General features: G+C 71.4%; 13 protein-coding genes and 1 rRNA gene. 8 read left to right on the top strand and 6 right to left on the bottom strand.

Features of this window, described 5'->3' with window-relative positions; translation table 11 throughout:
• Positions 1-124: 124 nt before the first annotated feature.
• From OHA81_RS05935 to OHA81_RS05920, 4 genes are read left to right on the top strand one after another with little or no spacing between them, the layout of a single operon-like run.
• Positions 125-2,926 carry a sensor histidine kinase gene (locus tag OHA81_RS05935; protein WP_329202026.1) on the top strand — a complete coding sequence of 934 codons (2,802 nt, stop codon included), beginning with the start codon at positions 125-127 and terminating at the stop codon, positions 2,924-2,926.
• On the top strand, positions 2,923-3,360 hold the full coding sequence (locus OHA81_RS05930) for a roadblock/LC7 domain-containing protein (RefSeq protein WP_329193453.1): 438 nt from the start codon (positions 2,923-2,925) through the stop codon (positions 3,358-3,360). Before OHA81_RS05935 ends, OHA81_RS05930 begins: the two co-directional genes overlap by 4 nt.
• A gap of 10 nt (positions 3,361-3,370) precedes the next feature.
• Complete coding sequence (locus OHA81_RS05925) at positions 3,371-3,805, top strand: DUF742 domain-containing protein (protein WP_329193451.1); 435 nt, start codon at positions 3,371-3,373, stop codon at positions 3,803-3,805.
• Positions 3,786-4,412, top strand: coding sequence for a GTP-binding protein (locus OHA81_RS05920; RefSeq protein WP_329193449.1), 627 nt, complete (start codon positions 3,786-3,788; stop codon positions 4,410-4,412). Before OHA81_RS05925 ends, OHA81_RS05920 begins: the two co-directional genes overlap by 20 nt.
• A gap of 192 nt (positions 4,413-4,604) precedes the next feature.
• On the opposite strand, the gene OHA81_RS05915 is transcribed toward OHA81_RS05920, so the two are convergent.
• The 3 genes from OHA81_RS05915 to OHA81_RS05905 form a co-directional block, all read right to left on the bottom strand.
• A complete protein-coding gene (locus OHA81_RS05915) occupies positions 4,605-5,801 on the bottom strand; it encodes a lipid-transfer protein (protein ID WP_329193447.1) in 1,197 nt (398 codons plus the stop codon).
• A complete protein-coding gene (locus tag OHA81_RS05910) occupies positions 5,798-6,262 on the bottom strand; it encodes a Zn-ribbon domain-containing OB-fold protein (RefSeq protein ID WP_329193445.1) in 465 nt (154 codons plus the stop codon). The genes OHA81_RS05915 and OHA81_RS05910 overlap by 4 nt, the downstream gene beginning before the upstream one ends.
• Before the next feature lie 93 nt (positions 6,263-6,355).
• Positions 6,356-7,027 (bottom strand): M15 family metallopeptidase, encoded by a 672-nt coding sequence (locus OHA81_RS05905; protein ID WP_329193443.1) that lies wholly within the window; start codon positions 7,025-7,027, stop codon positions 6,356-6,358.
• A gap of 29 nt (positions 7,028-7,056) precedes the next feature.
• Between OHA81_RS05905 and OHA81_RS05900 the strand changes: the two genes are divergently transcribed.
• A complete protein-coding gene (locus OHA81_RS05900; protein WP_329193441.1) occupies positions 7,057-7,566 on the top strand; it encodes an NUDIX domain-containing protein in 510 nt (169 codons plus the stop codon).
• Positions 7,567-7,661: 95 nt separating this feature from the next.
• Here OHA81_RS05900 and OHA81_RS05895 read toward each other — a convergent pair whose 3' ends face one another.
• Positions 7,662-10,007 (bottom strand): glycoside hydrolase family 31 protein, encoded by a 2,346-nt coding sequence (locus OHA81_RS05895; protein ID WP_329202024.1) that lies wholly within the window; start codon positions 10,005-10,007, stop codon positions 7,662-7,664.
• 221 nt (positions 10,008-10,228) lie between these two features.
• Here OHA81_RS05895 and OHA81_RS05890 point away from each other — a divergent pair, with 221 nt between their 5' ends.
• Together OHA81_RS05890 and OHA81_RS05885 are read left to right on the top strand one after the other, a co-directional pair.
• Positions 10,229-12,205 (top strand): acetoacetate--CoA ligase, encoded by a 1,977-nt coding sequence (locus tag OHA81_RS05890; protein ID WP_329193439.1) that lies wholly within the window; start codon positions 10,229-10,231, stop codon positions 12,203-12,205.
• A 57-nt stretch (positions 12,206-12,262) separates the two neighbouring features.
• Positions 12,263-13,234 carry a hypothetical protein gene (locus OHA81_RS05885; protein WP_329193437.1) on the top strand — a complete coding sequence of 324 codons (972 nt, stop codon included), beginning with the start codon at positions 12,263-12,265 and terminating at the stop codon, positions 13,232-13,234.
• 93 nt (positions 13,235-13,327) lie between these two features.
• Here OHA81_RS05885 and ptsP read toward each other — a convergent pair whose 3' ends face one another.
• Together ptsP and OHA81_RS05875 are read right to left on the bottom strand one after the other, a co-directional pair.
• Positions 13,328-14,998 (bottom strand): phosphoenolpyruvate--protein phosphotransferase, encoded by a 1,671-nt coding sequence (ptsP, locus tag OHA81_RS05880; protein WP_329193435.1) that lies wholly within the window; start codon positions 14,996-14,998, stop codon positions 13,328-13,330.
• Between the two features lie 78 nt (positions 14,999-15,076).
• Entirely contained in the window at positions 15,077-15,526 is a 450-nt protein-coding gene (locus OHA81_RS05875) for a PTS sugar transporter subunit IIA (RefSeq protein WP_329193433.1), read from the bottom strand.
• Between the two features lie 751 nt (positions 15,527-16,277).
• On the opposite strand from OHA81_RS05875, the gene OHA81_RS05870 reads away from it, so the two are divergent.
• Positions 16,278-17,802: ribosomal RNA gene (locus OHA81_RS05870) — 16S ribosomal RNA — on the top strand.
• Positions 17,803-18,058: the final 256 nt, after the last annotated feature.

Genomic DNA, 18,058 nt, shown 5'->3' with positions numbered 1-18,058 from the left:
CTCCCCGGCAGTAGTAGGCTCACGCCGTTTAAAAGACGGAACACCGAGCCCCGGCAACGGGGTTGACCTGGGGGAGGCTGGGGAGGCCATGCGCTTTCGCGGGAAGTCCGTCCGCCGGAAGATCGTGGCGTTGCTCCTTGTGCCGCTCGTCTCCCTCACCGCCCTCTGGGCCTTCGCGACCGTCATCACCGGCCGCCAGGCCGTGCAGCTCCTCGGCGTCGCGCCCGTCATCGCCAAGGTGGGCTACCCCATCGAGGACGTCGTCCGCGTCCTGCAGAAGGAACGCCGGCAGACCCTCGTCGTCATCGGCGACCCCCGCGCATCGTCCGCCATCGCCGAACTCGCCAGGAGCCGTACCGCCACCGACACGGCCGTCCAGGACATCACCGCCGACGCCTCCAACCCCAAGGTCGTCGACCAGCTCAGCCCCGCCAACGCACAGCGGCTGCGCTCCATCCTCGACGCGTTCCACGGCATCGCGGCCCTGCGCCACTCCGTCGACCAGAACAGCCTCGCCCCCGACCAGGCCCTCGACCTCTACAGCCGGCTGGTCGACCCCTGCTACGAGTTCCTCATGAACCTCCACGCCCTGGAGGACGTGGAGATGGACAAGGAGGGCCGGGCCCTCGTCGGCGTCACCCGCGCCCGGGAGACGCTCTCCCGCGAGGACGCCGTCATCGCCTCCGCCCTCGCCGCCCGCAACATCGGCGCCGCCGACATCCGGCACGTCTCCGACTACACCGCCAACCGCGCGCTGCTCTACGAGTTCAACCTCGCGATCCTCCCCGCCGCCGACCGCGACGTCTTCGAGCAGTACTGGGCCGGTCCCGAGACCAAGGCGCTGCGCGACGCAGAGGAACGATTCATCTCCGCGGGCGCCGCCAAGCCCCCGCGCACCCTCACCGCCGCCCAGTGGGACGAAGCCGCCGGCAAGGTGCTCGGCGACCTCGCCGACATGAACACCGCCGCCGGAGACCGCTACCAGGAGCGCGTCAAGCCCGTCGCCATGAACGTGCTGGTCCAGGCAGCCGTCGCGGGCATCCTCGGCTTCATCGCCCTGATCGTCTCCCTCGTGATGTCCGTGCGCATCGGCCGCGACCTCATCCGCGACCTGTCCCGGCTCCGCAAGGACGCCCACGAGGCGTCCGGCGTCCGGCTGCCCAGCGTGATGCGCCGCCTCGCCGCCGGCGAGAACATCGACGTGGAGACCGAGGCGCCCCGGCTGGAATTCGAGAAGGACGAGGTCGGCCAGGTCGCCCTCGCCCTCAACAGCCTCCAGCGCGCCGCCGTCGAAGCCGCCGTCAAGCAGGCCGAACTGCGCCGGGGCGTCTCCGAGGTCTTCGTCAACCTGGCGCGCCGCAACCAGGTGCTGCTGCACCGCCAGCTGACCCTGCTCGACACCATGGAGCGGCGCACCGAGGACACCGAGGAACTGGCCGACCTGTTCCGCCTCGACCACATGACCACCCGCATGCGCCGGCACGCCGAGGGCCTGGTGATCCTCTCCGGCGCCGCGCCCTCGCGCCAATGGCGCAAGCCGGTCCAGCTGATGGACGTCGTACGGGCGGCCGTCGCCGAGGTCGAGGACTACGAGCGCATCGAGGTCCGCAGGCTCCCGCGCATCGGCATCGAGGGCCCCGCCGTCGCCGACGTCACCCACCTCGTCGCCGAACTGCTGGAGAACGCCACCGTGTTCTCCCCGCCGCACACCGCGGTCCAGGTCCACGGCGAGCGCGTGGCCAACGGCTTCACCCTGGAGATCCACGACCGGGGCCTGGGCATGACCCCCGAGGCGCTGCTCGACGCGAACCTCCGGCTCGCCGAGACCCCCGACTTCGAGCTCTCCGACACCGACCGGCTCGGCCTGTTCGTCGTCAGCCGCCTCGCCCGCCGCCACAGCGTCAAGGTGGTCCTCCAGCCCAGCCCGTACGGGGGCACCACCGCGGTGGTCTTCCTCCCGGCGGAACTGCTCACGGACGCACCCGACACCAACGGCACCGGGATCCGCCTCGAAGGCCTCAAGAACGCCAAGACCGGCAAGACCGGCAAGGCCGCAAGGCCCGTGCCGACGGGCAGGGGCGGCTCCGCCACGGTCGGCGCCGCCCCGGCCGGCCGGCCGCTGCCCGCCGGGGTGCTGGGCGGCCCCGTAGAGCTGGAGGGCCCGCTCGGCGTCCTCGGCCTGGACGGCGCCGACGGCCTGGACGACGACCCCGCGGCCCTGGACGAGGCCGCCCCAGGTCTCGCCGGCCTCACCGGAGCCGGCGGCCGCCCCCCGATGGCCACCCTCGACGACGAGACACCGCCCGGCGGCATCCCGGGCGCCGTCCTCGGCCTGCGCCCCTCGGGCAGGCCGGGCACCGGCCGGCACCCGGAGCGCTCCGGCCCCTGGAAGGGCGACCGGCTCGGCGAACGCCACCGCGAGCGCGGCACGGGCCCGGCCGGCGAGTCCGTCGCCCCGTCCGGCCCGGTCCGCATGGAGCGTTCCCGCCCGGACCCCGAAGGCCCCCGCGCCCCGGGAGCCATCCCGCTGCCCCGCCGGCGCCCGACCCCGACGCTGGTCGCCGACCACGGCCGCCGCGTCGAGCCCCGCCCCGTGCCGGTGGCCGGCCGGGCCGGGCAGACCGAGGAGGCGGCCCGCGCCGAGAACCCCGGCACGCCCGATCCGGGCCCCGCCGGCCTGCCCCGCAGGGTCCGCCAGGCCAACCTGGCACCCCAGCTCAAGAACACCCCGGCCCCCGCACCGGCCGACACCACCGCGAAGGCGGTCACCGACCGCGACGCGGAGGACGTACGTACGCGCATGTCCGCCCTCCAGCGCGGCTGGACGGCGGGCCGCAACCAGCACGCACCGCAGCAGTCCGAAGCCGAGGCCGGCACCCCCGCCACCCCGACTCCCGGATCCGAGAACGAAGGGGACGGTCGATGACCGCACCGCAGACCGGCAACGACACCAGGGGCCGCGGCTCCGGCCCGCTCAACTGGCTCCTCGACGAGCTCGTCGACAAGGTCGGCAGCATCCGCAAGGCGGTCGTCCTCTCCGGCGACGGACTGCCCACCGGCAGCTCCAAGGACCTGACCCGGGAGGACAGCGAGCACCTGGCGGCCGTCGCCTCCGGCTTCCACAGCCTGGCCAAGGGCGTCGGCCGGCACTTCGACTCCGGCAGCGTCCGCCAGACCGTGGTCGAGCTGGACGAGGCCTTCCTCTTCGTGATGGCGGCCGGCGACGGAAGCTGCCTGGCCGTGCTGGCCGACGCCGAATCCGATGTGGGCCAGGTCGCGTACGAGATGACCCTCATGGTCAAGCGCGTCGGCGACCACCTGGCGACCGCCCCGCGCTCCGGGCTGCCAGCCGGAGGGTGAGACGGACGGCATGAGCGATTCAGGCCGGTACCACCCCGAGCAGACCCCGGGCGGCGCGGAGGACCCCGCGCACCCGCACTGGTTCGACGACGAGGCGGGCCCCGTCGTGCGCCCGTACGCCATGACCCGCGGCCGCACCAGCCACGCGGGCCAGCACCGCCTCGACCTGATCGCGCTCGTCGTCGCCGAACCGGCGGCCGACGATCCGGTCTGGGACCTGACCCTGTCCCCGGAACACGCCCACATCCTGGGAAGGTGCCGGGAACGCCCCCAGTCCGTCGCGGAACTCGCGGCCGACCTCGACCTCGCGGTCGGGGTCGTCCGTGTCCTGATCGGCGACCTCGTCGACGACGAACTGGTCCACGTGACCCGGCCGGTACCACCGGCCGAACTGCCCGACGAATCCATTCTGCGTGAGGTGATCGATGGCCTTCGGGCGCTCTAGCCGCACCGGCGCCATGCATGCCGTGTCGCCGGTCGAGCCGCTGACCCTCAAGATCCTGGTCGCGGGCGGTTTCGGGGTGGGCAAGACCACCCTGGTCAGTGCGGTGAGTGAGATCAGACCGCTCCGGACGGAGGAACGTCTGTCCGAGCCGGGCATCGGCATCGACGACACCGGGGGAGTGGAGGGCAAGAGCACCACGACCGTGGCGATGGACTTCGGCCGCATCACCCTCCGCGAAGACCTCGTGCTCTACCTCTTCGGCACGCCCGGACAGGACCGCTTCTGGTTCCTGTGGGACGAGCTGGCCCAGGGGGCGCTGGGCGCCGTGGTCCTCGCCGACACCCGCCGCCTCGCGGACTGCTTCGCCGCCGTGGACTACTTCGAGCGGCGCGGCATCCCCTTCGTGGTCGCGGTCAACTGCTTCGACGGCGCCGACCGGCACCCGGTGGTGACCGTACGGGAGGCCCTCGACCTCGACCCCGACGTACCGGTGCTGCTGACCGACGCGCGTGACCGCGAGTCGGTCAAGGACGTACTGGTCGGCGTGGTGGAACACGCCATGTCGCAGGCCAGGGCCCGCCGCCACAGCCTGTCGGCCGGGGCCTGAGCGGGCGGCCCCGCACGCGGAGGCGGCCCGTACCCCCGCCGACTGGGGTACGGGCCGCAGCTCTCATGGGGGGTTCGGGGATCCCGGTCGTGCGCGGGACCGTGGAGCGAGTGTGAACCCGCCACCGTGGGCCGTCAAGCATTCGGACAGCACCCGCCGGTCAAGAGTGCGGTCGACGGGCGTCCCAGGGGCCTACCGCACCACGACGACCGCCGAACCGTGCCCGAACAGGCCCTGGTTGGCGGTGATCCCGGCCCGCGCCCCGGCGACCTGCCGGTCCCCGGCGGTGCCCCGCAGCTGCCACGTCAGCTCGCACACCTGGGCGATCGCCTGCGCCGGGACCGCTTCCCCGAACGAGGCCAGTCCGCCGCTGGTGTTCACCGGGACCCGTCCGCCGAGCGCGGTCGCCCCCTCCCGCACGAGCTTGGCCCCCTCACCCTCGCCGCACAGCCCGATGTCCTCGTACCACTGGAGCTCCAGCGCCGTGGACAGGTCGTACACCTCCGCGAGGGACAGGTCGTCCGGCCCCAGCCCCGACTCCTCGTACGCGGCCCGCGCGATCGAGGCCCGGAACGAGCCCCCGGCCGGGGCGGAGGCGGAGGCGGTCACCGCGTCGGTGGCGATGTCCGGCAGGTCCAGCAGCGTACGGGGGTAGGTGGGGGTCACCGTCGACACGGCGCGGATCCGCACCGGGTCCGCGACCCCGCGCGAGCGTGCGAAGTCCATGCTGGTCAGCACGAGGGCCGCGCCCCCGTCCGAGGTCGCGCAGATGTCCAGCAGCCGCAGCGGATCGGCCACGACCGCCGAGGCCGCCACCTCCTGGGCGGTGACCGTCTTGCGGTAGCGGGCGTACGGGTTGAGCGCCCCCGCCGCCGCGTTCTTCACCTTCACCTCCGCGAAATCCTCCGGGGTCTCCCCGTACAGCGCCATCCGGCGGCGCGCGTACAGCGCGAAGTACGCCGGGTTGGTGGCCCCCAGCACCCGGAACCGCAGCCAGTCCGGATCGTCCGGCCGCTCCCCGCCCGCCGGGGCGAAGAACCCCTTGGGCGCCGCGTCGGCCCCCACGACCAGCACCACCTCGGCCAGCCCCGCCAGGATCTGCGCCCGGGCCGCCCCGATGGCCTGGGCGCCGGACGCGCAGGCCGCGTACACGCTGGTCACCCTCGCGCCCTGCCAGCCGAGCGCCTGCGCGAAGGTGGCGCCGGCCACGTAGCCGGGATACCCCGAACGCACGGTGTCGGCGCCGACGATGGACCGTACGTCCGTCCACTCCAGTCCCGCGTCGGCCAGCGCGGCCTTCGCGGCAGCCCGCCCGTACGCGACGAAGCTGCGGCCCCACTTGCCCCACGGGTGCATGCCGGCCCCGAGCACGGCTATGTCGGCGCTCACGCGGCCGCCCCCGCCGGGGTCACGGGCCGGAACCGCCAGGTGGTCCACACCGTCCCCGCGTCCTCGTTCAGCACGCCGCCGATCACCTCGACCTCCATCCCGACCGCCAGATCGGCGACCGTCACGCCGGGCGCGCCCTGACCCAGGACGACCATCCCCTCGGCCTCCAGCTCCACCGCGATCAGGGTGTACGGCTCCCAGGGCGCGTCCGGGTCGGACACGTACGGCGCGGGCGGCCGGTAGCGGCCGTCGGTGTAGGACCAGATCCGCCCGCGCGGTGACAGCGGCGCCTCGACGAGTTCGCCGCCGCCCGGGCAGCGCGGGTTGCGGCAGTACGCGTCCTCGCGCGGGAAGAACACGGCGGCGCAGGCGGAACACCGGGTGCCGAGCAGCCGGAAGTCCCCGTCCTCCTGCGAACCGGTGAACCACCCGCTCACGACGGGCGTGCGGTTGCGTTCCAAAGCCCCTCCCTCACTCGTCACCTGACGACTCGTCAGAATGTGAGTGTGGCACGAGCGGCTCGCCGCGGTCACCGGTTCCCGCAGCCTGCCCGCTCAGCGGCCGACGGACGAGGAGGAGACCGGAAAGTCGAAGTACGTGTCCGGGAAGGCCTCGGGCCGGTACGTGAAGTGCCACCACTCCTCGGGCAGGTTGACGAACCCCTGCGCGGCGAGCGCCCGCCCCAGCAGCTCCCGGTTCGTGTGTGCCCGTACACCCACCCGCGGATCATCCGTGTGGGAGAGCGGGTCGAAGAAGTCGAACGCCGTCCCCATGTCGAGCACCCTGCCGCCCGGCAGGGCCACCAGCGTCACGTCCAGCGTGCTGCCCCGGCTGTGCCCCGACTTCGGCGCGATGTACCCCTCGCGGATCAGCCGGGCCTTGTCCACGCGCGGATAGAACTCCGCCTTGGTCGACTGGTCCCCCTCGTCCCCCGCCCACCGCACGAACGCGTCCACCGCCCGCTGCGGCCGGTAGCAGTCGTACACCAGCAGCCCGTACCCGCGCCGCAACAGCTGCCGCTGCGCCCGGCGCAAGGCCTCCGCGGCGGGGCGGGCGAGCAGACAGACCGGCTCCTCGTACCCGGCCACCGGACGGCCGGTGAAGTTGTGCGCCGACGCGTACCGCACGTCCTGCGCGATCGTCGGATCGACGTCCGACAGCGCCACGAAACCGGGCCCCGCCGACCCGCCGAGCAGCGCCCCCAACAAGGCCACGACGGCCGACATCCTCATTCCCCTTGGCATACCATCGCCGGATGCCGGGACACCTGAGGGACTCGCACTGCTCCACCTGCGGAGCTCCGTTCGACACGGCCGACTGGCCCCGTACGTGCACCGCGTGCGGAACCACCACCTACCGCAACCCGCTCCCCGTGGCGGTGGCCCTCCTGCCCGTCGAGGACGAGCAGGGCACCGGCCTGGTGGTCGTCACCCGCACCATCGAACCGGCCCGCGGCGAGATCGCCCTGCCCGGCGGCTTCGTCGACTTCGCCGAAGCCTGGCAGGACGCGGTCGTACGGGAACTCCGGGAGGAGACCGGCATCGAAGAGCCCGCCTCCGGAGTCGTCCTGGCCGATGCCCTCAGCTCCCGGGCCGGGCACCTGCTCCTGTTCGGCCTCCTCCCCACCCGCCCGGCGGACTCCCTCCCGCCCTCCGTACCGACCGACGAGACGGACGGCTGGCACATCCTGCGGGCCCCGGCGGAACTGGCCTTCCCCCTCCACACCCGGGCGGCCGGCGCCTGGTTCGCCGGCCAGTACGCCTGAGCCGCCCGCCCCGCCGTATGCCTCGAGGCCCCCTCGGGCCCCTCCCGAAGCCCCCGCACCACCACCCCGGGAGCGCGGCGGCGGGGCGGCCCTTCTCACAGCCCCCGCACCACCACCCCGGCCACCGGCTCGCCCGCCTCGTCCTCCACCACCACCGTCTCCCCGGCCCACCGGACGGCGTACCGCTCCACCCGGCCCGCCTCGAAACCCGGCCCCGGATCCCGCACCACCACCCCGCCGCCGGTCCGCCCCCGCGCCGGGGCCCACACCTCCAGCGTCACCGCGCCGTCCTCCCCGCGCACCGGCAGCACCGACCCCGCCCTGGCCAGCACCGGGGTCCGCCCCAGCGGAGCGTCCAGCAGCACCTGCGCCGGTCCCTCGTGCGCCGCCCCCGTCGCCGTGTCGTACCACCGCCCCCTCGGCAGCCGCACCGCCCGCCGGTCCGCCCCGCACTCCAGCACCGGCGCCACCAGCAGCGCGTCCCCCAGTAGGAACGCGTCCTCACAGTCCCGCAGCCGCCGGTCCTCCGGCGCCCCCCACCACAGCGGCCGCACGTACGGAGCCCCCGACCGCCGTGCCAGATGGGCCAGCGTCACGAAGTAGGGCCGCAGCCGCTCCCGCTCCGCCAGCACGGCCCGAGCCGCCTCCTCGACCTGCGGCCCGAACTCCCACGGCTCCCGCCGGCCCGCCCATATCGCCGCGTGCGTACGGAACAACGGCAGGTACGACCCCAGCTGGAACCACCTCAGGAACAGCTCCGGCGACGGCGACCCGCCAAAACCCCCCACGTCCGGGCCCGAGTACGGCACCCCGCACAGACCCAGCCCCAGCACCAGCGCCAGGGAGGCCCGCATCCCGTCCCAGCTGCTCTCCACATCGCCGGACCACGTGCCCCCGTACCGCTGCATCCCCGCCCACCCCGACCGGGAGAACAGGAACGGCCGTTCGTCCGGCCGCAGCCGCACCAGCCCCTCCCACCCGGCCCGCGCCATGCCCAGCGCGTACACGTTGTGCGCGGCCCGGTGGTCCCCGCCCGCTCCCTCCAGCACGTGCCGCGCCGAGCGGGGCAGCGTCGCGTCGCCGAACGCCGCGAACGCCACCGGCTCGTTCATGTCGTGCCAGAAACCGGCGAAGCCCTGCGCGAGGCGCTCCTCGTACAGACCGCCCCACCACGCGCGCACCGCCGGATCCGTGAAGTCCGGGTACGCGCACTCGCCCGGCCACACCTCTCCCCGGACCTCTTGTCCCCGCGCGTCCCGCACGAACGCCCCCCGCTCGCCGACCGCCAGCCCGGCGGTGTGCAGGGGGTCGCCGGCCATCACGGCCGGGTCGACGATCGACACCAGCCGCACCCCGTCCGCCGCCAGTTCCCGTGCCAGGCCGGGCAGGTCCGGGAACTGCTGCCGGTCCACCGTGAACACCCGGTGCCCGTCGTAGTGGTCGATGTCCAGGTGCAGCGCCGCCAGGGGCAGCCCCCGCGACGCGTACCCCGCCACCACCCGCCGCACCTCCGCCTCGCTGCCGAAGCCCCAGCGCGCGTGCTGGTAGCCCAGCGCCCACTGCGGCGGCACAGCGGCCCCTCCCGTCAGCGCGGACCAGCCCTGGAGCACCCGGGCCGGCGTCCCCACCAGCACCCAGCAGCGCAGCGGACCGCCCTGCGCGCGCAGCTCCGCCGTCCCGGGCCGGTCCGCCCCCGAACCCGCCCCCTCCTCGCCCTCACGCAGCACCACCCGCCCGTCCCAGGTGTTGTCGTGGAACATCAGGTGCGTCCCCGCGTCCGCGACCACCCACTGCACCGGCATCGTCAGGTACAGCGGGTCGTCACCCGGCCCGAAACCACCTTTCGGGTCGGTGTTCCACAGCCGGTACGAGCCGTCCCGCAGCCGCGGCCCCGCCGCCCGGCCGCCCAGCCCGAAGAACCGCGCGTCCGCCGGGACCTCCCCGCGCACCTGCCACCGGGCGCCGTCCCGGCCCGGCTCCACCGGCTCCCACCAGCGCGGCGGCGACTCCCGGCGCAGCACCGTTCCGCCCGGCGTGCGCACCTCCACCGCCCCGTGCCGGGACACCGCCACCGTCACCCGCTCCGACACCACCCGCCAGCCGCCCCCGGTGTCCGGTTCCAGCACGGCACGCGGATCCGGTTCGGGGCCGTTGCCCACCACCGCGTACGAGGGCGTCGGCTCCGCCCCGTCCCAGCCCCAGAACACCGCGCCGCCCGCCGTCACCCGCACCACGAGCTCCGAGCGCGCGAAGCGCAGCACACCCCCGCCCGGCCTCGGCTCCGTACCCGTCAGCAGTCCCGGCACCCGCGCCCGCTCCGCTCCCCGGGGCGGCAGCCCCTCGGCGTCCGCCCGCCGGCGCCGCCACGCCGCGCGCCAGGCGCGCCGTCCGCGCGCCGTACCGATCTCCCACACCCCGCGCACCAGATCACGACCGTCCATGGCGTCACCCTGCCACCGCCCCCCGGCCGAGCGGGCTGCGTTCAGCTGCCGTTCACCCGCCGACGGCGCCCGGCGGACGATCACACCGCCGCCCCGGGCCGCTCTGGTGCGGATGTCGATCACATGGCATCGTCCCTGTGAGCCGCCGCGCGCGCACCGATCGCGCGATGGCAACGTACGCACACGAAGCGCGAGCCACACAGTCGACCGGGAGCCGACCCATGACCTCAGCCACCCCGCCGGAACCCCTCTGGACCCCGGGCCCCGAACGGATCGCGGCGGCCCGGATCACCGCATTCCAGGCCTGGGCCGCCGAGCACCACGGCGCGCCCGTCGAAGGCGGCTACCCCGCCCTCCACAGCTGGTCCGTCGACGAACTCGACACCTTCTGGCAGGCCGTCGCCGAGTGGTTCGACGTCCGCTTCACCACCCCCTACGAGTCGGTCCTCGCCGACCGCTCCATGCCGGGCGCCCGCTGGTTCACCGGCGCCACCCTCAATTACGCCGAGCACGCCCTGCGCGCCGCCGAAGACCCGGCCCGTGCCGGGGAGCCGGCCCTGATCTGCGTCGACGAGACCCACCAGCCGGTCCCCGTCACCTGGGCGGAGCTCCGCCGCCAGGTTGGGGCGCTCGCCGCCGAACTGCGCGCGCTCGGCGTGCGCCCCGGCGACCGGGTCAGCGGGTACCTCCCCAACATCGCCGAAGCCGCGGTGGCCCTCCTCGCGACCGCCGCCGTCGGCGGGGTGTGGACCTCCTGCGCCCCGGACTTCGGCGCCCGCAGCGTCCTCGACCGCTTCCAGCAGGTCGAGCCCGTCGTGCTGTTCACCGTCGACGGCTACCGCTACGGCGGCAAGGAGCACGACCGCCGCGAGACCGTCGCCGAACTGCGCGCCGAGCTCCCCTCGCTGCGCGCCGTCGTCCACATCCCGTTGCTCGGCACCCCGGCCCCCGAGGGGGCGCTCGCCTGGCCGGAGCTGGTCGCGGGCGACGCGGAACCGGTCTTCGAACAGGTCCCCTTCGACCACCCGCTCTGGGTCCTCTACTCCTCCGGCACCACCGGCCTGCCCAAGGCCATCGTCCAGTCGCAGGGCGGCATCCTCCTCGAACACCTCAAGCAGCTGGGTCTGCACAGCGACCTCGGCCCGCAGGACCGGTTCTTCTGGTTCACCTCCACCGGCTGGATGATGTGGAACCTGCTCGTCTCCGGCCTGCTCACCGGAACGACGGTCGTCCTCTACGACGGCAGCCCCGGTTTCCCCGACACGGGCGCCCAGTGGCGCATCGCCGAACTGACGCGGGCGACGTTGTACGGCACGTCGGCCGCGTACGTGATGGCCTGCCGCAAGGCCGAGGTCCACCCCTCGCGCGACTACGACCTGTCCGCCGTCAAGTGCGTCGCCACGACCGGCTCGCCGCTGCCTCCCGACGGCTTCCGCTGGCTGCACGACGAGGTCGCCGAAGACCTGTGGATCACCTCCGTCAGCGGCGGCACCGACGTCTGCAGCTGCTTCGCGGGCGCCGTGGCCACCCTGCCCGTCCACATCGGCGAACTCCAGGCGCCTTCACTGGGCACCGACCTCCAGTCCTGGGACCCGTCCGGCAAACCGCTCATCGGGGAGGTCGGCGAACTCGTCGTCACCAACCCCATGCCCTCCATGCCGATCCACTTCTGGAACGACCCCGACGGCAGCCGCTACCGCGAGAGCTACTTCGAGATGTTCCCCGGGGTGTGGCGGCACGGCGACTGGATCACGATTACCGACCGCGGCTCGGTGGTGATCCACGGCCGATCGGACTCCACCCTCAACCGGCAGGGCGTCCGGATGGGCTCCGCCGACATCTACGAAGCCGTCGAGCGCCTCCCCGAAATCAAGGAGTCCCTGGTCATCGGCCTGGAGGAACCGAACGGCGGCTACTGGATGCCGCTGTTCGTGCACCTGGCCCCCGGAGCCACCCTCGACGACGACCTCCGCGCGCGCATCAAGGCGACGATCCGCGAGGAGCTCTCCCCGCGCCACGTGCCCGACGAGATCATCGAGGTCCCGGCAGTCCCGCACACCCTCACCGGCAAGCGCATCGAGGTCCCCGTCAAGCGCCTCCTCCAGGGCACTCCTCTGGACAAGGCGGTCAACGTCGGGTCGGTCGACCGCCCCGAACTCCTGGCCTTCTACGAGGAGCTGGCCCACAGCCGGAGGTGACTGTCAGTGGCCATGGTTACCGTGAGTGAGCAAGAGGTTGCGAATTCAGGGGGAACCATGCCACACACGAACACCACCGCCAACACCGATGCCGGAGCCGCACCGCCCCCCTCCGGGGCGACCGGCCGCCGCACCGACCGGCGCACGGACCGACGTACCCTGCGCCGCCGGCTCCGCCGCGAAGTCCCCAGCACCCTCGGCCTCCTGGCCGACGCCGAGGACTTCGCGGCCATGCGCCGCTACCGCAGCTTCCCCTTCGCCGAACACGCCGACTACGCGGACTACCTCCGACACGTCGAAGCCCTGCTCCGCTCCCTCGCGGCGCAGGGCATCCACTCCACCGTCGCCCTCTTCGACCCCGAGGAGTACGCCGAGTACTGCACGGAACACGGCCTCGACCCGGACACGGCGCAGGCCCGGATCCGCTTCACCGCAGAACTCGCCGGCGCGAGCGGCTGCCTCCCCTACAGGGGCCAGCCCATCGGGGAACTCGTCCCCCTCCTGCTCGACGAGGCCGTCCGGCAAGCCACCTGGGAGTACGCCACCACCCTGCTCGCAGGCGTCGGCACCTGCGCGGACTGCGGCGACGACATCGGCCAGGCCTCCTTCGAACGGGCCGCCGGCGCACTCAAACGCCTCGTGGAGGGAGCCGGCCCCGGCCACCACCACCTCGTCTGCAGCGTCCCCACCGACACCCAACAACTCGTCGCCGTCCTGCACGCGGAGGTGCCCGACGCCGGATCCCGGCCCCGGATCGACAGCCGCGAGGGCATGGACTTCGTCACCGTACTGGCCGCCGGCATCGCCCTGGGGGGCGCCGGGGGACTGGTGCTCCGCAGCACCTCCGGGGACTGCCCGGACCGCGTCCACGGCTGGCGCCTGGACCGCGGCCGCCTGGTCGCCCTCTCGGCAGCGGCGGTCTTCAACGCCTACTGCACCGACGCGGACACCGGCGACCCCGTCGCCCCCGAACCAGGAGTGGAGTACTGCCCGGGATACGAGGTGGACGACCCGGACCCCCACCACTGACGGGCGGCGGGAAACGCCCGAGGGGCCCCCGCCACCGGCGAAGGCCCCTCGGGCCGGACGACCTCTGCGGCCCGCTCCCGCGAGCCTGCCCGCCTACTCGCCGGACAGCACCGCCTGCGCGGCCACCCGTGCCTCGTCCGCGGTGTCGGCCGCACGTGCCGCGGCCGCGGCACGCTCGCACTGCGCCAGCGTGTGCTTGGCCAGCGTCGCCCGTACATAAGGAATGGAAGCGGCACCCATCGAAAGAGAGGTGACACCCAAACCCGTCAGCACGCACGCCAGCAGGGGATCGGAAGCCGCCTCACCGCAGACGCCGCAGCTCTTGCCCTCCGCCTTGGCGGCCTCGGCCGACATGGCGATCAGGTCCAGCAGCGCCGGCTGCCACGGATCCTGGAGCCGCGACACCGCCCCGACCTGCCGGTCCGCGGCGAAGGCGTACTGCGCGAGGTCGTTCGTTCCCAGCGACAGGAACTCCACCTCCTGCAGGATCGAGCGCGCACGCAGCGCGGCGGAGGGGATCTCCACCATCGCCCCGAACTTCGCCTGCAACCCGGCCTCCCGGCAGGCGTCCGCGAACGCCTTGGCGTCGATCCGGTCCGCGACCATCGGAGCCATGACTTCGAGGTAGACCGGCAGCCCCTCGGCCGCCTTGGCCAGCGCGGACAGCTGCGTACGCAGCACCTCCGGGTGGTCCAGCAGCGTACGCAGCCCCCGCACGCCCAGAGCCGGATTCGGCTCGTCGCCCGGCGTCAGGAAGTCCAGCGGCTTGTCGGCGCCCGCGTCCAGCACCCGTACGACGACCCGGCCCTCGGGGAAGGCCTCCAGCACCTTGCGGTACGACTCGACCTGCTTCTCCTCGGACGGCGCCCTCTTGCTGTCGTCCAGGAACAGGAACTCGGTACGGAACAGGCCCACGCCCTCCGCACCCGCCTCGACGGCCGCCGGCACGTCCGCCGGACCGCCGACGTTGGCCAGCAACGGCACCTTGTGCCCGTCGGAGGTGGCACCCGGCCCGGACGAAGCGGCCAGCGCCGCCTTCCGCTCGGCCGCGGCGGCCTCCAGCTCGCCCCGCTTCCGGGCGGACGGGTCAACGAACAGGTCGCCCGTGCTGCCGTCGACGGCGATCAGGGTCCCCTCGGCGATCTCACAGGCCCCCGGCAGGGCGACGATCGCCGGCACGCCCAGGGCACGCGCGAGGATCGCGCTGTGGCTGGTCGGCCCGCCCTCCTCTGTGACGAAACCGAGCACGAGCGCAGGGTCGAGCAGCGCGGTGTCGGCGGGCGCCAGGTCCCGCGCGATCAGTACGTACGGCTCGTCGCTGTCCGGCACACCCGGCATCGGTACGCCCAGCAGGCGGGCCACGATGCGGTTGCGCACGTCGTCCAGGTCGGCCACCCGGCCGGCCATGTACTCCCCGGCGCCCGCGAGCAGGTCACGGTAGGAGGCGAACGCGTCGTAGATCCCGCGCTCCGCGGTGCTCCCGACGGCGATCCGCCGGTCCACGTCCGCCATCAGCTCGGGGTCCGTGGCGATCATCGCCTGGGCCTCCAGCACGTGCTGGGCCTCGCCACCGGCCAGCTGCCCCCGCGCCATGAGGTCGGCCGACACGGCCTCCACGGCCTTACGGGCGCGCCCCTGTTCGCGCTCCGCCTCGTCCGCGGTGATCTGCTTGGCCGGCGGTTCGAGGACCGCCGTACCCATGTGCCGCACCTCGCCGATCGCCACACCGTGGCTCACGCCGACGCCTCGCAGCGTTGTCTCCATTTCACCCGTCTCCGATTGAGCGGCGGGCCCAGCCAGCCGCGGTGGATGTCCGACGCGCCCCCGACCGGGGGCGGTACGTCACTGCCAGCTGAAGAGGACGTCGTCGGCCTTCACGTCCCCGGACTCGACGACACCGGCGAGGGACTCCGCGGAGGCCTCGAGCGCGACGACGGGACAGATGGGCGACTTGCCGGCGGCTTCGACCGCTGCCGGGTCCCAGCGGATGACGGCCTGGCCGCGAGTGACGGTGTCGCCCTTGTTGACGAGCAGCTCGAAGCCCTCGCCGTTGAGCTGGACTGTGTCGATCCCGAGGTGAGTGAGCACGCCGTGCCCCTCGCCGTCGACGACCACGTACGCGTGCGGGTGCAGGGAGACGACCACACCGTCTACGGGCGCCACCGCCTCCGAGGCCTCACGCACGGGATCGATAGCGGTGCCCGGTCCCACCATCGCGCCGGAGAACACCGGATCGGGCACAGCCGCGAGTCCGATGGCACGCCCGGCAAGTGGGGAAGTCACGCTGGTCATGGAGGGCCTCCCAGGGGGGTGGGGCTTCTTCGAGTCGCCGTCACAATCTGTCAGGACGGCCTACTTTGAGAAGGGTAAGTCATGAGATGTCCCGGTTCTGCACGAAATGCTCCCCACCGGAGAGGGGTGCTGGACGTGCTGCCGCGACACCAACGTAGTGGACTAGACCATAGCCTGAATCGATTTGCCTGGGCACTCCCTGCCCTGTACTGTCGTGAGTCCCGCCAGGACGTGCCGCGTGAACATCTCGCGAACCGCCGATGGACGGGGAACCCCCTCTGAAGTACTGATCTTGAACTCGGCTTCTCTTCGTGTGCCTTGCGGCAGAACGGCGAGTGGTCAGAGGGACCGAAAAGCACTGATAGAGTCGGTCTCGCCGGAAAGGGAAACGCGAAAGCGGAGACCTCGAAGGTGGAAAACAAGCGGGACTGGCTCTGCTAGAGTCGGAAACGCAAGAACAAAACGAAGAACAAAGGAAGCGCCCGGAGGAAAACCCCAGTAATTGCTACTGAGGGTGAGTACGAAGGAAGCGTCCGTTCCTTGAGAACTCAACAGCGTGCCAAAAATCAACGCCAGAAGTTGATACCCCGTCCACTCCGGTGGATGAGGTTCCTTTGAAAAAGTCCTGTGGGGCTCCCTCGTGGAGTGCTTGCAGGCAATGAACACAGCGAGGACGTTGTGGTCAGCCGGTCTTATTCCGACCTTGGCTGGCCCGCTCTAAGTGTGTGTTTCACCCGATTACGGGTAAACATTCATGGAGAGTTTGATCCTGGCTCAGGACGAACGCTGGCGGCGTGCTTAACACATGCAAGTCGAACGATGAAGCCCTTCGGGGTGGATTAGTGGCGAACGGGTGAGTAACACGTGGGCAATCTGCCCTTCACTCTGGGACAAGCCCTGGAAACGGGGTCTAATACCGGATAATACTCCTGCCTGCATGGGCGGGGGTTGAAAGCTCCGGCGGTGAAGGATGAGCCCGCGGCCTATCAGCTTGTTGGTGGGGTAATGGCCCACCAAGGCGACGACGGGTAGCCGGCCTGAGAGGGCGACCGGCCACACTGGGACTGAGACACGGCCCAGACTCCTACGGGAGGCAGCAGTGGGGAATATTGCACAATGGGCGAAAGCCTGATGCAGCGACGCCGCGTGAGGGATGACGGCCTTCGGGTTGTAAACCTCTTTCAGCAGGGAAGAAGCGAAAGTGACGGTACCTGCAGAAGAAGCGCCGGCTAACTACGTGCCAGCAGCCGCGGTAATACGTAGGGCGCAAGCGTTGTCCGGAATTATTGGGCGTAAAGAGCTCGTAGGCGGCTTGTCACGTCGGATGTGAAAGCCCGAGGCTTAACCTCGGGTCTGCATTCGATACGGGCTAGCTAGAGTGTGGTAGGGGAGATCGGAATTCCTGGTGTAGCGGTGAAATGCGCAGATATCAGGAGGAACACCGGTGGCGAAGGCGGATCTCTGGGCCATTACTGACGCTGAGGAGCGAAAGCGTGGGGAGCGAACAGGATTAGATACCCTGGTAGTCCACGCCGTAAACGTTGGGAACTAGGTGTTGGCGACATTCCACGTCGTCGGTGCCGCAGCTAACGCATTAAGTTCCCCGCCTGGGGAGTACGGCCGCAAGGCTAAAACTCAAAGGAATTGACGGGGGCCCGCACAAGCGGCGGAGCATGTGGCTTAATTCGACGCAACGCGAAGAACCTTACCAAGGCTTGACATATACCGGAAAGCATTAGAGATAGTGCCCCCCTTGTGGTCGGTATACAGGTGGTGCATGGCTGTCGTCAGCTCGTGTCGTGAGATGTTGGGTTAAGTCCCGCAACGAGCGCAACCCTTGTCCTGTGTTGCCAGCATGCCCTTCGGGGTGATGGGGACTCACAGGAGACCGCCGGGGTCAACTCGGAGGAAGGTGGGGACGACGTCAAGTCATCATGCCCCTTATGTCTTGGGCTGCACACGTGCTACAATGGCCGGTACAATGAGCTGCGATACCGTGAGGTGGAGCGAATCTCAAAAAGCCGGTCTCAGTTCGGATTGGGGTCTGCAACTCGACCCCATGAAGTCGGAGTCGCTAGTAATCGCAGATCAGCATTGCTGCGGTGAATACGTTCCCGGGCCTTGTACACACCGCCCGTCACGTCACGAAAGTCGGTAACACCCGAAGCCGGTGGCCCAACCCGTAAGGGAGGGAGCTGTCGAAGGTGGGACTGGCGATTGGGACGAAGTCGTAACAAGGTAGCCGTACCGGAAGGTGCGGCTGGATCACCTCCTTTCTAAGGAGCACAGTACCGATTGCAGGCAAATGTTCTGCACGGTCAGCTCATGGGTGGAACGTTGATTAGTTGGCACGGTTTCGGAAACTTCCTGTAAGTACTGCTTCGGCGTGGAACACAGTGACAGTGGACGGGATCGTGCTTGGCACGTTGTTGGGTGTCTGAGGGTACGGCCGTATGGCTGTCCTTCTGCGATGCCGGCCCCAGTGAACTTGTGCTTTCGAGTGCAGGGTGATGGGTGGCTGGTCGTTGCTTG

The organism is Streptomyces sp. NBC_00667 (assembly GCF_036226825.1).
Taxonomy (GTDB): Bacteria; Actinomycetota; Actinomycetes; order Streptomycetales; family Streptomycetaceae; genus Streptomyces.
Note: the sequence above shows the minus strand (reverse complement) of the source record. Positions and strands in the feature narration are given on the sequence as shown.

Coding starts and splice junctions, on each gene's coding strand:
- OHA81_RS05930 (WP_329193453.1), top strand. CDS start 2,923: ATGACCGCACCGCAGACCGGCAACGACACCAGGGGCCGCGGCTCCGGC.
- OHA81_RS05925 (WP_329193451.1), top strand. CDS start 3,371: ATGAGCGATTCAGGCCGGTACCACCCCGAGCAGACCCCGGGCGGCGCG.
- OHA81_RS05920 (WP_329193449.1), top strand. CDS start 3,786: ATGGCCTTCGGGCGCTCTAGCCGCACCGGCGCCATGCATGCCGTGTCG.
- OHA81_RS05905 (WP_329193443.1), bottom strand. CDS start 7,027: ATGTCGGCCGTCGTGGCCTTGTTGGGGGCGCTGCTCGGCGGGTCGGCG.
- OHA81_RS05900 (WP_329193441.1), top strand. CDS start 7,057: ATGCCGGGACACCTGAGGGACTCGCACTGCTCCACCTGCGGAGCTCCG.
- OHA81_RS05895 (WP_329202024.1), bottom strand. CDS start 10,007: ATGGACGGTCGTGATCTGGTGCGCGGGGTGTGGGAGATCGGTACGGCG.
- OHA81_RS05890 (WP_329193439.1), top strand. CDS start 10,229: ATGACCTCAGCCACCCCGCCGGAACCCCTCTGGACCCCGGGCCCCGAA.
- OHA81_RS05885 (WP_329193437.1), top strand. CDS start 12,263: ATGCCACACACGAACACCACCGCCAACACCGATGCCGGAGCCGCACCG.
- ptsP (WP_329193435.1), bottom strand. CDS start 14,998: ATGGAGACAACGCTGCGAGGCGTCGGCGTGAGCCACGGTGTGGCGATC.
- OHA81_RS05875 (WP_329193433.1), bottom strand. CDS start 15,526: ATGACCAGCGTGACTTCCCCACTTGCCGGGCGTGCCATCGGACTCGCG.